We start from the raw sequence: 14,573 nt of genomic DNA, 5'->3' as shown, positions 1-14,573 counted from the left end.
TCAGGGGTGTCCGAAGCGGCCTTCGGTGCCACGACCGGCGAACGGCCGTCCGGCGGGGGCGGCGACAACGACGCGGACCGGGCGCCTACGGCCGTGAAACGCCGGTCGGCCGCCCGGCGCGGCGTCGCGGACCCCGTGAAGGCGCTGATGCACCGGCACCGCGACCTGTGCGAACGGGCCGTGGACGCGCTGGAGATCGCCGCCGGCCTGGAGGCACACGGCGTCACCGACCGCACCGCCGCCCACTGCCGCCACCGCGACGTCTTCTCGCTCGCCGAGGAGATGTACGTACGCGTCCCCCGCGACAGCGACTCGCCCCCGCCACCCGCCCGGCCCGCCCCGGCCGGCCGGGCTGCCCACGCCGGCCGGGTGCGCGCCGGCTGGGCCCTGCGCGCCCTCCTGCCCGGCACCCTGTGCGGGCTCACCCTTGCGGGTCTCCACCTCACCCACGGCCACGCGCGCATCCCGGTGGCCGCCGTCGGCGTCCTCGCCGTGGCGTTCGGCATCCGGGCGGTACTCCGCCGCGGCCCGCTGGGCACACCCCCAGGCCTGCACGTCTGGCGTCCGTCAGGCCCCACCCGCACATCGGTCTGGTGGCTGTTCGGTTACTCCCTCTTCGGCGACGGACTGCTCGGCGCCGCCCTCTCCGGCGGCCCCGACGGACTGCCGGACGGCACCGCGGACGGCCCCTGGCCCCTGACCGCCGCGCCCGTCCTGGCCCTCACCCTGGCCTGCGCCCCGGCCGCCTGGAGCGTCCACCTCTTCACCACGCACACACGTCGCAGACTCGCCGACAGCCGCGGCCTGGAGGAGTTCGCCGCCACCGTACGGCCGTTGCTGTTCGGCACGTTCGCCCTGTTCCTGTGCGTGCTCACCGCGCTGACCGCCCTGTCCGGCGCAGTGCTGCACGAGCCCGCCGCCTACCCCGGAACACTCGCCCTCGGCTCCCTCCTCCTGCTGTCCCGCCTCCTCACCGTCCACCACCTTCCGCATCCCGCGACCCTTGCGCTGGCGGCTGCGGCGGCGACCGAGGCACTGGCACCGGCCCTGGTCCTCACCGGCCGTCTTCCCGGGTGCGCCTTCCTGGCCATTCCCGTCGAAGACCTGGTGGACGCCTGGGGCCCGGGCAGTGTTCCCACGCTCGCCTGCGCGGCAGCCGCCGTGTCGCTGCTGCTTCACGCGAGCCGCACCCTGACCCGGGCCTCGGCCCACGCCCCGGCCGGGGAACAGACGTGAATCCACTCGCAGGCGTCCGGCCCCACCGCCGGAGGCGACCGCATCACCTCTTCGGACCGCATCACCCCCGTGAAGGAGAAGACCAGATGACCACCTCCCGACCCGGAGCATCCGGAGCCACCGGAGCAGCCGGAGCGCCCACCCCGGGAGCCGAACGATGAGGGTCCTGCTGATCGGAGCCAACGGCTACCTCGGCCGCTTCGTCGCCGACCGCCTGCTCGCCGACCCAGCCGTCCAGCTCACCGCGCTCGGCCGGGGCGACGACGCCGACGTCCGCTTCGACCTCGCGACCGGCAGCCCCGGCGCGCTCACCCGCTTCCTGGACGCGGTCCACCCCGGAGTCGTCGTCAACTGCGCGGGCGCCACCCGCGGCGGTGCCCGCGAACTGACCCGGCACAACACCGTGGCCGTCGCCACGGTCTGTGAGGCACTGCGCCGCAGCGGCTGCGGCGCCCGCCTGGTACAGATCGGCTGCAGTTCGGAGTACGGACCCAGCCAGCCCGGCTCCTCCACGGCCGAGGACGCCGTGCCCCGCCCCGGAGGCCCGTACGGCGTGAGCAAGCTCGCCGCCACCGAACTGGTCCTCGGATCGGGCCTGGACGCCGTCGTGCTCCGCGTGTTCTCGCCCGCCGGACCCGGCACCCCGGCGGGTTCGCCGCTCGGCCGGCTCGCCGAAGCCATGCGCCGCGCCATGCAGGCGGGCGACGGCGAACTGAAGCTCGGCGGGCTGGGCAACCAGCGCGACTTCGTCGATGTACGCGACGTGGCCCGCGCCGTGCATGCTGCGTCGCTCTCCGCCGCACAGGGTGTCATCAACATCGGCTCCGGCCGTGCCGTCCGGCTCCGGGACGCCGCCGCGGTCCTTGCCCGCGTCGCCGGATACGGCGGTGCCCTGCACGAACTCGACGGACCTCCCGGCCCCCTGCGCGCGGCCATCGGACACCCCCGCACCGATCCCGACCACGCGGCGCCCATGGCGTACCCGTATCCGGACGGCTGCGGCAACTGGCAGCAGGCCGACGTGCGCACGGCGCGCGACCGGCTCGGCTGGCGGCCCCGCATCAACCTCGAAGAATCCCTCGCCGACATCTGGATGGAGGCCGCATGCCGAATCTGACCCGCGTCCCACCGGACACCGGGAGAACGCCTCGCGACGGCGTGGTGCTCCCGGGCCGTGCGCGCACCCGCGTGTACATGCCCGGCCAATGGGACGGCAACGTCTCGCGCACCGGAACGGGTGTCTCGGAATGAAAAAAGCCGTGGCAGTGTTGTTGACGGAAGCACTGTAGTGATTGACCGATCAACGGAGTCCCCGTGTCGCTGCCACCCCTGGTTGAGCCAGCCTCTGAGCTCACCGTAGACGAGGTCCGCAGGTACTCCCGCCACCTGATCATCCCTGATGTCGGGATGGACGGGCAGAAGCGGCTGAAGAACGCGAAGGTGCTCTGCGTGGGCGCCGGTGGCCTGGGCTCGCCGGCGCTGATGTACCTGGCCGCGGCGGGCGTCGGCACGCTCGGCATCGTGGAGTTCGACGAGGTCGACGAGTCGAACCTGCAGCGCCAGATCATCCACAGCCAGGCCGACATCGGCCGCTCCAAGGCCGAATCCGCGCGCGACAGCGTCAAGGGCATCAACCCGTACGTGAACGTGATCCTTCACGAGGAGCGGCTTGAGGCCGACAACGTGATGGACATCTTCAGCCAGTACGACCTGATCGTCGACGGCACGGACAACTTCGCGACCCGCTACCTGGTCAACGACGCGTGCGTGCTGCTCGACAAGCCGTACGTGTGGGGTTCGATCTACCGCTTCGACGGCCAGGCATCGGTGTTCTGGTCCGAGCACGGTCCCTGCTACCGCTGTCTCTACCCGGAGCCCCCGCCGCCCGGCATGGTTCCGTCCTGCGCCGAGGGCGGCGTCCTCGGCGTGCTGTGCGCGTCGATCGGCTCCATCCAGGTCACCGAGGCGATCAAGGTCCTCACCGGCACGGGCGAGCCGCTGGTCGGCCGTCTGATGATCTATGACGCCCTGGAGATGCAGTACCGCCAGGTGAAGGTCCGCAAGGATCCGAACTGCGCGGTCTGCGGTGAGAACCCCACCGTCACCGAACTCATCGACTACGAGGCCTTCTGCGGCGTCGTCTCCGAGGAGGCCCAGGCGGCGGCCGCCGACTCGACGATCACTCCCAAGCAGCTCAAGGAGTGGATCGACGACGGCGAGAACATCGAGATCATCGACGTCCGTGAGCCGAACGAGTACGAGATCGTCTCCATCCCGGGTGCCAAGCTGATCCCGAAGAACGAGTTCCTCATGGGCACCGCCCTGGAGAGCCTTCCGCAGAACAAGAAGATCGTCCTGCACTGCAAGACGGGTGTGCGCAGCGCCGAGGTGCTCGCGGTACTGAAGTCCGCCGGTTTCGCCGACGCCGTGCATGTCGGCGGCGGCGTGATCGGCTGGGTCAACCAGATCGAGCCGGACAAGCCGGTCTACTAGGCCGACGCCTACCCCGGTCCCGAAGGGGCTCGGCACCGCGCGTGCCGGGCCCCTTGTGACTGCCCGCGGCCGGCCGCCCCTGGCCGGCGCTCCGGGCGCCGCTACGAGCAGACCTTGCCGTCCTTCGGCACTTTCCCGTCCAGCAGGTAGGCGTCGACCGTCGCATCGACGCAGTCGCTCCCGCTGCCGTACGCCACGTGTCCCTCGCCCTTCCAGGTCAGCTCCACACCGACACCTTTGCCCAGCTCGTCCGCCATCCTGCGGGTGCCCTCGTACGGCGTCGCCGGGTCCCCGGTGTTGCCGACCAGCAGGATCGGGGCCGCACCCGGCGCACTGACCTGCGGGGTGTCGAACTGCCCGGCCACCGGCCAGTCGTAGCACCAGCCGGCCGTGTCCCAGCCCAGGAACTTTCCGAAGACCGGCGAGATTCTGTCGAACTCCGGCAGTACCTTCTTCGCGTCCTCCGGCGAGGGCCGCCGCTTGTCGTCCAAGCACGATATGACCCGTTGTGACTGGGACGACGTGCCGTACCGCCCCGCGGAGTCACGCTCGTCGTACTCGTCGGCGAGGGACAGCAGTCCTGAGCCGTCGCCCTGCTCGGCCGCCTTCAGGGCGTCGGTCAGTTCGGGCCAGCGGGTCTGGCTGTACAGCGGCAGGACGATGCCGGTGAGCGCGAGCGACTGGTTGAGTCCACGTCCGGACGACGTCGGCAGCGGCTTGGCGTCGAGCCGGTCCAGCAGCTCCACGATCTTCTGCGTCCCTTTTCGCGGGTCCTCCCCGAGGGACTTCAGGTAGTCGTCCAGGGCCCGTTGGAACCCGCGCGCCTGGTTCTCGGACTGCCCCACTGAGTCGACGGTCGGGTCGACGACCCCGTCCAGGATCATCCGGCCCACGTTCTTGGGGAACAGATGGGCGTAGACACCGCCGAGCTCGGTGCCGTAGGACATGCCGAAGTAGTGCAGCCGGGTGTCGCCGAGGACCAGGCGCATCAGGTTCATGTCGCGGGCGGTGTCGGTCGTCGAGACATGTGCCAGCAGCGTCCCAGCGGCGCGCGCGCAGCTCTTGGCGAAGTCCCCGGCGTCCTTGAAGTACGCCTTCTCCTCGGCCGGGGTGTCCGGGGTGGTGTCCACCGCCTCGGCGGCCTGGATGTCCTGGTCACCGCGGCAGCGGACCCCCTCGCTGGCCCCGACCCCGCGCGGGTCCCAGCTCACCAGGTCGTACCGCTCGCGCAGCTTGGCGGTGGTGTCGGCGAAGTACGGCATCGACGAGACGCCCGAGCCGCCCGGTCCGCCGAAGTTGATCAGCAGCGAGCCGACGCGGTCGTCGCCGGTGGCCCGAGCCCGGATAAGCGCGATACCGATCGTCTTCCCGTCCGGCTTTCCCCAGTCCAGGGGCGCCTTGAGCGTGGCGCACCGCCACTCGGCGTCGGGCGCCGCGGAGTCCGCGGTGGCCTTGCAACGGCCCCAGTCGAGCTTCTGCGAGGTGAGCGAAGAAGGCAGGCCCGCGGTGGACGCATCGGTCGGCGCCGTCGACGACCGGTCCTTCCCCTCGCCCCCGCCGTCTTTGCCGTCGGATGGTCCGCCACCGCATCCGGCCATCAGCACCGTGGCCGCCACCGCGGCCGTCCACCGTACGAAACGCACCCTGTGCACCCCCCTCGCAAGCCCTCCGCATGTCGGTCGCGGAGAGCGGTCAGGCCATAGTAGGCGCATCGAGCAAAGCCCGTTTCGGCCTGTGGATAACCGTTTGACCTGCGACTTTGGTAGGGGGTGAGGAAGTCAGGACGAGAGTTCGGGCAGCCGGGCGAGGGCTAGGGAGGGACGGGGAGGGAGGAGGGGCGGACGGCCGAGGACGGCCGGGTAAGGACGGGCGGAGTCAGGAGCAGACGGTGCCTGCCGTCGGCACCTTCCCGTCCAGTAGATAGGAGTTCACGGCACTCTGGATGCATTTGTCCTTGCTGTCGTACGCGCCGTGCCCCTGCCCCTTGTACGTCAGCTCGACGCCGACACCCTTGCCGAGCGCGTCCACCATCCTCCGCGCGCCCTCGTACGGGGTCGCGGGGTCGCCGGTGTTCCCCACGACCAGGATCGGCGCGGATCCCGGTGCGCTCACATCGGGGTGGTCGGCGGCACCCGGCACCGCCCAGTTGGTGCAGCTCAGCATGCCCCACGCGAGGAAATCCCCGAACAGCGGGGAGGCGGCGCGGAACTCCGGCACCTTCTGCTTGATGTCGTCGACGGTGTACCGCGGCTTGTCGTCGGCGCAGTTGATGGCGATGTTGGCCGGAACGATGTTGCTGTACTCACCGTTCTGGTTGCGGCCGTTCATCGAGTCGGACAGCAGCATGAGGATCCTGCCGTCGCCGTCGTACGCCTCCTCCAGGCCCGCGGTGAGGTATTCCCAGAAGTCCTTGGAGTACAGGGACTGCGCGATGCCGTTGGTGGCGTCGGTCTGGGTGAGCTGACGCGGGAAGCTGCCCGGGATCGGCTTCTTATCGAGGTCTTTGAGCAGCTTGGCGATGCGGTCCTTGACGTTCTGGGCGGTGTCCCCGATCGGGCATTCTTCGACCTTCGACGTGCAGTCGTCGGCGAAGTTGTCGAGCGCGAGCTGGAAGCCCTTGGCCTGCCCCAGCGCGCTCTGCTCGGGGTTCTTGGTGGGGTCAACGACTCCGTCGAAGACGGCCCGTCCCACGTTCTTGGGGAACAAGTGGGCGTAGACGCCGCCCAGTTCGGTGCCGTACGAGATGCCGAAGTAGTGCAGCTTGCTGTCGCCCAGAACCTGGCGCATCAGGTCCATGTCGCGGGCGGCATCCGTGGTGCGCACATGCGGGAGAGTCCTCCTGGAGTTCTTCTCGCAGGCCGCGTTGAACTGCTTGGTGCGGTTCACGAGCTGGGCGCGTTCGGCGCTGTCGTCGGGCGTCGCGTCCTGCTGGAAGTACTCGTCGAGCTGGGCGTCGCTCTTGCACTTGACGGGATCGCTGCGGCCGACCCCGCGCGGGTCGAAACTCACCAGGTCGTAGCGGGTGCGCAGTTTCGCGTAGTCGCCGGCGAAGGCGGGCAGCGAGGTGACGCCGCTGCCACCGGGGCCGCCGAAGTTGAAGATGAGCGAGCCGATCCGCTTGCCCGGGTCACCGTTGGCCCTTGCCCGGATGAGGGCGATCCCGATGGTGTCGCCCTTGGGGTTGCTCCAGTCCAGGGGGGCCTCCATGGTGGCGCACTGCCACGTGCCGCCTCCTGGCAGCGGCGACGGGGGGTTGCCGCCTCCCTGGGCCTGGGAGGGAGCCGGGCAGTCCTTCCAGTCCAGCTTCTGGGCCAGCAGATTCCCGTCCTTCGAACCGCCACCGCAGGCCACGAGCAGGGCGGGCAGCAGGGCGGCGGCAGCCAGGGCGGTGCGGATCCGGGAGGGACTCATGAACCCATCCTGCGGGCACGCGTGCCCGGGCGCGCGGGACGCGGGCCGTACGAGGTACCGACCGCCCCACGTGACGCGCCCCCGCTTGCCGTGCCCACGCCTAACAGGAATTCCCGCTTTTAGGGACCCTCCTCGCCTACAGGGCTACAGGGCTCCCGCCTACAAGGACCCCCGGCGCGAGAGGTGGTTGAAGGCCAGCCAGCCCGGCAGCACCGGCAGCCACAGCGTGAGCAGCCGGAACAGCAGTACCGCCGGAGCGGCGACCTCCTTGGGGAGCCCGACGGCGATCAGGCCGACGGTCAGCGTGGCCTCCACGGCGCCCACGCCACCCGGGGTCGGTGCGGCGGAGCCGAGTGCGTTGCCGGCGAGGAAGACGACGGCGACGCTGGCGATGCTGAGCGAGGTCGACTCGTCGCCGAACGCGCGGATCGAGGCGTCCAGGCACATCACGAAGCAGGCGGTGAGCAGCAGCATGCCGCCGATGCCCGTGATCAGCTTCTGCGGGCGCTGCAGCACGTCGAGCATGCGTGGCACGACACCCGCGAACAGTGACCTCACGCGCGTGAGGACGAATTTCCGCAGGAACGGCACCGAGGTCACCACGAGCACGAGCACCGCCACCGTCAGCAGGCCGGCGATGACCGTACGGGACGGCGACAGGGACGGGGTCTTCTCGGTGCCGGTCAGATAGCCGAAGGACAGCAGCATCAGGATGTGGCAGCCGAGCCCGAACAGCTGGGACGCGCCGACGCTCGCTACCGCGAGCCCGGGGCGCACCCCGGCGCGTTGCAGGAAGCGCGTGTTGAGGGCCACACCGCCGACCGCGGCCGGCGCCACGATCTTCACGAACGACCCGGCGACCTGCGCCGCCACGGTCCGCACGAACGGCACGCGCTCGGGCACGAAGCCCAGGAGTGCCATCGCGGCGGCGACGTAGCTGAGCGCCGAGAACGCCACCGCCGCGGCGAGCCAGCCCCACTGGGCCTGCGCGAAGAGGGTGGCGAACTGGATGTGCGTGAGCTGGGTCAGCAGGTAGTAGGCACCGATGGCGCCTGCGATGAAACTGATCAGCGTGCGCGGACGAACCCGTTCCAGCCGGGCGGGTTCCACGGGCGCCTGCGGCCTGATCCGCAGTACCTGGTGCCGGATCTGGGTGAGCAGATCCTCCTCGCGGGCCTCTTCCAGGGCCTCGTCGATGGCCCGTTTCTCGGCCCGCTGCTCGGCGCGGACCGTCTTCTTGTCGGGTTTCTCCAGGGCGGGCCTGGTGTCCTCCGGGGCTGCCTCCAGACGGGCCTGCTTGGCCTGCTGGGACGCCTCCAGGACCGCTTCGCGCTCGCGCTGCGCTCGTTCGCGGGCCAGTTTGCGCAGCGTCGCGCGCGTGGAGCGGGTCAGTGCGATCGGCTGGAGCATCGGCAGGCAGTCGGCGACGGCGTCGGGGCCGAGGACGCCGACCGCGGAGGCGACCGCCCGCTCGGCGCCCACTCGGAGCCCCAGGGTGGTCATCAGCTGGGCGATATCCATACGCAGCAGCAAATCTCCGGCCGCGATCTCGCCCCCGCGAAGATCGGTGAGCACCACCGAACCCGAGGGATCCAGCAGTATCGCGTCCCCGGCGAGTCCGCTGTGCGCGATTCGTCGCGACTGCAAAGACTGGACCTGGTGCCAGGCCAGCCGCAGCAACTCGTCGGTGATCTCCTCGTCGGCCAGTGAGTCGAGCGTGCGCCCGCCGGTGTGCTCGTAGACGAGGATGACGGCGTCGGGGCCCAGCTCGGAGGTGGCGATCAGCCGGGGCGCGTTGGCGCCGGCCGCGATGGCGGCGTACGCGAGCAGTGCCTCCTGCTCCAGCGCCTGGCGCAGCGACTGGAAGCTCGAACGGGTGGTGAAGCCGCGCAGGGTCAGATTCCGCCACGCTCGGTAGAAGAAGCCCTGCGCCTGCTGCTCGCGATCGACCACGGTGACGTCCAGCGGCGGGCCGTCCTCAAGGGTCACGAAGTAGCGCCGCCCCCGGTCGCCGTTCTCGGCGTCCGGGGTCTCCTCGCGGGCGGCGGTCACCGGGTGGAAGCCGACGCGGCGCAGGCCCGCCATCAGCGTCTGCCCGGTGGGCCGGACGTTCGGGGAACCGACCGCGTACAGCGTGCCGTAGGCGACGGTCCAGCCGATCAGCACCGTCAGGATGATCGAGAACGGCGTCGTATAGCCGGTGACGAGCATGGAGAACGCGTCGAGCAGCAGCACGATCCACAGCACGGCACGCCAGCGGGGTCTGCGGGACATGCCGACGGCCGTCATGTACGCGATGACCGGGGCCAGATAGCCGTGCACCGGGTCGGTCAGCGCGTGGACGTTGCCCGGGGACGGCTGGGTGAGCGCCTCCTGGATCGAGCCCGGGGCGGCCCGGGCGACCCACAGGTCGGTGGCGAGCGTCACGCCGTGCGCGAGGACCGCCGCCAGGACGCCGTCGGCGATGCGCAGTCCGTCCCGTTTGATCAGTCGCTCGATCGCGAACGCGACCGGCACCAGGAGGATCGCGATGCTCGACGCCAGCCCCGCGATCTTGATCAGCAGATCGGGTGCCTGGCCGGTGCCCTTGTTGATGTCCTGTTCCAGGCCCGAGGTGGTGCCGTGGGCGAAGGCGGCGACGGCCAGGAGCACGACGATCGCCAGCACGCCCACCAGGAGGCGCAGCAGGTCGGAAGGACGGTGCACGCGCGCGGGGAGGAGCGGCTCGTCGCCCTCGACCTCCTCGATGTGCGCGTCGTCAGGGCAGTCGTTCCCGGGTGCGGTGCCGGTGCCGTCCGTGTCCTCGGCGGGGCTCGTGCCGTGCGTCCCGGCGGTGTCCGGGCGCGCCCCTGCGGCGGAGGTGCCCTCCGCGCCCTCGGCGTGCACGCCCTGCTGCTTCATCGCCTCTTCTTGGTCTCGTATCACCGGTCACCGCCCGCACGATGGTGGCATGGCCCTCCGACACACAGTGTCGTCAGGGTGCAATTGCGGGAGCGCACAGTGTGTCGGAAACGTCGCCGGAGAGCGAGGGGCAGGCGCCGCCCCGCTCGCGTCACGTTGTCGGTGGGGTGCGGCAGGATGGGGCGAATGAGCGAGGAGAGCTTTTCGGCCCGGGCACCCGACGAGGAGCATCCGGACGCGCTGCCGGAGTACGCCGAGCGGGTCCTCGACGTCGCCGAACGGATCCCGCCCGGGCGGGTCATGACCTACGGGGACGTCGCCGAGTGGCTGGAGGAGGGCGGGCCGCGCCAGGTCGGCCGGGTGATGGCCCTCTACGGGGGAGCCGTGCCGTGGTGGCGCGTCGTGCGGGCCGACGGAGCGCTGCTCGCTGGCCACGAACTGCGCGCGCTCGGCCACTACCGCGCGGAGAGCACGCCGCTGAAGGAGGCGAGCAGGGCCGCCCAGGGCCACCTGCCGCGACTCGACATGAGACGGGCCCGGTGGGACGGCGGCGAGAGCGCACAGGGTCACACCTGACAGCTTCCGCCATGGAAGGCCCTTTGGGGGAACCGGTGGCCCGTACGAGGGACACGGGAGACGTCCGCGGCATGCCGTACGTTCGTGAGGCGTGGGACGCGAGTGCCGTGTGGGAAGAGGCAGAAGCGCTGCTTCCGCACCGGGCGTCGGCGTAGCGTCGGCCACACGCGTCCCTCTCACCCCGCGTCCACCACCCCGCGCGCGGGACAGCCAGACGAGTACGAATACCAGGACCGGCGAACCACGTGAGCTCCTCCTCCACCACCAGACACCTGCCGCACCCCGAGGCGCGGCAGGGGAGCAGTGGCGCCTACCGACTGGTCCGCACCCCGCCGGCCGAACCGGAGCCCCCTGGTCTGGACGCCGTCCAGCGCGCGGTGGTTGACCACCGGTCCGGACCCCTGCTGGTCCTCGCGGGACCCGGCACCGGCAAGACCACCACGCTGGTGGAGTCCGTGGCCGCGCGGATCGCCCGTGGCGCGGACCCCGAGCGGATCCTGGTGCTGACCTTCAGCCGCCGGGCCGCGACCGAACTGCGCGACCGCATGGCCCGGCGCGTGGGCGCGGCGCGCGCGCCCCGGGCGACCACCTTCCACTCGTACTCCTACGCCCTGGTCCGTGCCCACCAGGACAGCGACCTGTTCGCGGAACCACTGCGGCTGCTCTCCGGTCCCGAGCAGGACGTGACCGTCCGCGACCTGCTCGCGGGCCAGCCGGACCTGGAGCGGCTCGGCCTCGCCCATGTGCGCTGGCCGGACGAACTGCGGGCCTGCCTGACCACCCGCGGCTTCGCCGACGAGGTCCGTGCCGTTCTCGCCCGCAGCCGGGAACTGGGCCTCGGCCCCGCCGCCCTGGACGCCTTCGCCCGCCGCATCGGCCGCCCAGACTGGCAGGCCGCCGCCGCTTTCCTCGCCGAATACCTGGACGTGCTCGATCTGCAGGGCGTCCTCGACTACGCGGAACTCGTCCACCGCGCGGTGCTGCTCACGGGCCGCCCCGAGGCCGCGGCCCGTCTCGCTGCCCGGTACGACGCCGTGTACGTCGACGAGTACCAGGACACCGACCCGGCCCAGATACGCCTGCTGCACGCCCTCGCCGGCGGCGGCCGCACCCTGATCGCCCTCGGCGACCCCGACCAGTCGATCTACGCGTTCCGGGGCGCCGACGTCAACGGAATCCTGGGCTTCCCGGCGGCCTTCCCGCGCGCGGACGGCCGTCCGGCGCCCGTGGAGGTGCTGCGGACCTCCCGCCGCTCCGGAGCCGTCCTGCTGGCCGCGACCCGCCTGCTGGCCCGGCGCATGCCCCTGACCCGGCTCCCGGCCGACAAGGTACGCGCCCATCGCGAACTCGTCCCGGTGCGCGACACCGGCCGCGTCGAGGTCTACACGTACCCCACGGCAGGCACCGAAGTGGACAACATCGCCGACATCCTCCGCAGGGCGCACCTGGAGGACGGCATCGCCTGGAACGACATGGCGGTCCTGGTACGCGCCGGGTCCCGCACCATCCCCACCGTTCGCCGGGCCCTCACCTCGGCCGGGGTACCCCTCGACATCGACGGCGACGAGCTGCCGCTGCGCCACGAGCCGGCGGTGGCACCGCTGCTGACCGCGCTCCGGGCGGTCGCGGCGGCAGAGGTGGCGCGGCCGGGCTCAGGGGGGGTACGAGAGGACGAGGAACCCACCGGCACGGAGCCGGTCCGCGGAGCGGATCCTTCCGTGGAACAGCCCTCCGGAGAGGGCACCGGCGAGACCCCGCGCGCCGGCAGTTCCTGGCTCGACACCGAGACCGCGCTGACCCTGCTCGCCTCCCCGCTCGCCGGCATGGACGCCGCCGACCTGCGCCGGCTCGGCCGGGCCCTGCGCGAGGAGGAGAGGGCCGCGGGCGACCCGCTGCCGCCGCCCTCGGACGAACTGCTCACGCGGGCGCTCGCCGAGCCCGAGCGGCTGGTCACGCACGACCCGGCGTACGCCAGGGGCGCACAGCGTCTCGGTGCGCTGCTGAAGAAGGCCCGGGAACGCCTCGCGGGCGGCGGCACCGCCGAGGAGGCGCTGTGGGACCTGTGGGAGGGCACGCCATGGCCCGCCCGCCTGGCCCGGACCGCCCGGCGCGGCGGCGCAGCCGGCCGCAACGCCGACCGCGACCTCGACGCCGTGTGCGCCCTGTTCGACACCGCCGCGCGGGCGGAGGAGCGCACCGGCGGCCGGGGCGCCCTCAACTTCCTGGAAGAGATCGACGCCGAGGACATCGCCGCGAACACCCTCGCCCAGCGCTCCGTGCGCCCCGACGCCGTCCAGCTGATGACCGCCCACCGTGCCAAGGGCCTTCAGTGGCGCCTGGTCGTCGTGGCCGGAGTCCAGGAAGGACTGTGGCCTGACCTGCGCCGCCGCGGCTCCCTCCTGGAGGCCGACCGCATCGGCCGCGACGGGCTCGCCGAACCCCTCACCCCGGGTGCGCTGCTCGCCGAGGAACGCCGGCTGTTCTACGTGGCAGCCACGCGCGCGCGTGAACGTCTTGTCGTCACCGCGGTGCAGGCGCCCGCGGACGACGGCGACCGGCCCTCCCGCTTCCTCGCCGAACTGGGCGTCGACCCCAGGGACGTCACCGGCCGCCCCCGCCGCCCTCTGTCGGTGGCCGCGCTGGTCGCCGAACTGCGGGCCACCACGGTCGACCCGCGTGCCTCCGCAGGTCTGCGCGAGGCCGCCGCCCGCCGCCTGGCCCGGCTCGCCGCGCTCGGCGACGAGGAAGGCCGCCCGCTGGTCCCGTCGGCGCACCCGGAACGCTGGTGGGGCATGTTCGAACCGACCATCAGCAGGGTGCCGCTGCGCGACCGCGACCAGCCCGTCGTGCTGTCCGGCAGCGCCCTCGACCAGCTCGCCAACACCTGTTCCCTCCAGTGGTTCCTGGGCCGCGAGGTGAAGGCCGACGCACCGGCCACCACCGCCCAGGGCTTCGGCAACGTCGTGCACGTCCTCGCCGACGAAGTCGCCTCGGGGCGCACTCCGGCCGACCTCTCCGTCCTGATGGAGCGCCTGGAGTCGGTGTGGAACGCGCTCGCCTTCGACGCGCCCTGGAAGTCGGCGCAGGAGAAGGAGCACGCGCGCGTGGCGCTCGAACGCTTCCTGACGTGGCACGTCGACTCCAACAGTGTCCGGGCCGGGCGCAAGCCGGTGACCAGCGAGCACGACTTCGACGTCACCCTGGAAGCGGGCGAGTTCGAGGTGCGCGTCCGCGGCCAGATGGACCGCGTGGAGACGGACGGCGAAGGACGCGCCTACGTGGTCGACTTCAAGACCGGCAAACAGGCGCCCAGCACGGCGGAGGTGGCCCGTCACCCCCAGCTGGCCGTCTACCAGCTCGCCGTCCGCGAGGGCGCCGTGGACGACGCCTTCGACGGCGTGCGCCCCGAACCGGGCGGCGCCGAACTCGTCCACCTCAGGCAGGGCGCCGCCCAACGGGACGGCGGCGAGAGCCTGCCGAAGGTGCAGGCCCAGGAGCCCCTGGCGGGCGAGTGGATCGGCGAACTGCTCGCCACCGCCGCCGGCAAGGTCCTCGACGAGCGGTTCGCACCGACCGCCGGCCAGCACTGCACCCACTGCGCGTTCCGGACGTCCTGCAGCGCGCGCCCCGAAGGGCGGCACGTGGTCGAGTGAACCACCGCGTACGGCCGCGTCGTACGGTGCGTCGCGTACGTGACCGCCGTCACGTACGTACTGCCCGTACTGCCGTGCTGCGGTGACGCGCGTACCGCTCTGCCGCGTGCGCTTGTCTGCCGTGCGCACCGTTGTGTCGTACGCAACTGCCGCGCCGTACGCAACCGCTGTGCCGTACGCAATCGCTGCGCCGTCCGGTCAGGACACGCAGCGGTGACCTGGCGCGTCACCCGGGCCGAACCGGGCCGGCCCATGCCCCACGGGCCCCGGCCGGCCGATCCCCGCGTCGACTCGCGTCAGCCG

The 14,573-nt window shown here is 71.8% G+C and carries 8 protein-coding genes; 5 read left to right on the top strand and 3 right to left on the bottom strand.

The features are described from left to right. Positions 1-6: 6 nt before the first annotated feature. From ACFYPJ_RS10770 to moeZ, 3 genes are all read left to right on the top strand, one after another. A complete protein-coding gene (locus ACFYPJ_RS10770) occupies positions 7-1,236 on the top strand; it encodes a hypothetical protein (RefSeq protein WP_389013639.1) in 1,230 nt (409 codons plus the stop codon). 157 nt (positions 1,237-1,393) lie between these two features. Then, the gene (locus tag ACFYPJ_RS10765) at positions 1,394-2,353 is read left to right on the top strand and encodes an NAD-dependent epimerase/dehydratase family protein (RefSeq protein ID WP_389013636.1); all 960 of its coding nucleotides are present in this window, start codon (positions 1,394-1,396) and stop codon (positions 2,351-2,353) included. Between the two features lie 197 nt (positions 2,354-2,550). Beyond that, positions 2,551-3,729, top strand: a complete 1,179-nt coding sequence (moeZ, locus tag ACFYPJ_RS10760; protein ID WP_389013633.1) for an adenylyltransferase/sulfurtransferase MoeZ — start codon at positions 2,551-2,553, stop codon at positions 3,727-3,729. A 101-nt stretch (positions 3,730-3,830) separates the two neighbouring features. Here the strand turns inward: moeZ and ACFYPJ_RS10755 are convergent, their stop codons facing one another. The 3 genes from ACFYPJ_RS10755 to ACFYPJ_RS10745 all read right to left on the bottom strand — a co-directional run bounded on the left by ACFYPJ_RS10755 (position 3,831) and on the right by ACFYPJ_RS10745 (position 10,041). Next, on the bottom strand, positions 3,831-5,327 hold the full coding sequence (locus tag ACFYPJ_RS10755) for an alpha/beta hydrolase (RefSeq protein ID WP_389014026.1): 1,497 nt from the start codon (positions 5,325-5,327) through the stop codon (positions 3,831-3,833). Between the two features lie 277 nt (positions 5,328-5,604). Beyond that, positions 5,605-7,140 carry an alpha/beta hydrolase gene (locus ACFYPJ_RS10750; protein ID WP_389013630.1) on the bottom strand — a complete coding sequence of 512 codons (1,536 nt, stop codon included), beginning with the start codon at positions 7,138-7,140 and terminating at the stop codon, positions 5,605-5,607. A 159-nt stretch (positions 7,141-7,299) separates the two neighbouring features. Continuing rightward, positions 7,300-10,041 carry a lysylphosphatidylglycerol synthase domain-containing protein gene (locus tag ACFYPJ_RS10745; protein ID WP_389013627.1) on the bottom strand — a complete coding sequence of 914 codons (2,742 nt, stop codon included), beginning with the start codon at positions 10,039-10,041 and terminating at the stop codon, positions 7,300-7,302. Positions 10,042-10,227: 186 nt separating this feature from the next. On the opposite strand from ACFYPJ_RS10745, the gene ACFYPJ_RS10740 reads away from it, so the two are divergent. Both ACFYPJ_RS10740 and ACFYPJ_RS10735 read left to right on the top strand, forming a co-directional pair. Next, positions 10,228-10,617 (top strand): MGMT family protein, encoded by a 390-nt coding sequence (locus ACFYPJ_RS10740; RefSeq protein ID WP_389013624.1) that lies wholly within the window; start codon positions 10,228-10,230, stop codon positions 10,615-10,617. A 245-nt stretch (positions 10,618-10,862) separates the two neighbouring features. Then, complete coding sequence (locus ACFYPJ_RS10735; RefSeq protein ID WP_389013621.1) at positions 10,863-14,270, top strand: ATP-dependent helicase; 3,408 nt, start codon at positions 10,863-10,865, stop codon at positions 14,268-14,270. The last annotated feature ends 303 nt before the right edge of the window (positions 14,271-14,573 follow it).

Origin of the sequence: Streptomyces sp. NPDC006012 (assembly GCF_042871185.1) — a bacterium.
In the GTDB taxonomy this organism is placed as follows: Bacteria; Actinomycetota; Actinomycetes; order Streptomycetales; family Streptomycetaceae; genus Streptomyces.
This window is presented reverse-complemented; position numbering and strand designations above follow the sequence as displayed.

What these genes read in the sequence shown, in the direction of transcription:
- ACFYPJ_RS10765 (WP_389013636.1), top strand. Translation starts at nt 1,394, where the DNA reads ATGAGGGTCCTGCTGATCGGAGCCAACGGCTACCTCGGCCGCTTCGTC.
- ACFYPJ_RS10755 (WP_389014026.1), bottom strand. Translation starts at nt 5,327, where the DNA reads ATGGCCGGATGCGGTGGCGGACCATCCGACGGCAAAGACGGCGGGGGC.
- ACFYPJ_RS10750 (WP_389013630.1), bottom strand. Translation starts at nt 7,140, where the DNA reads ATGAGTCCCTCCCGGATCCGCACCGCCCTGGCTGCCGCCGCCCTGCTG.
- ACFYPJ_RS10745 (WP_389013627.1), bottom strand. Translation starts at nt 10,041, where the DNA reads ATGAAGCAGCAGGGCGTGCACGCCGAGGGCGCGGAGGGCACCTCCGCC.
- ACFYPJ_RS10740 (WP_389013624.1), top strand. Translation starts at nt 10,228, where the DNA reads ATGAGCGAGGAGAGCTTTTCGGCCCGGGCACCCGACGAGGAGCATCCG.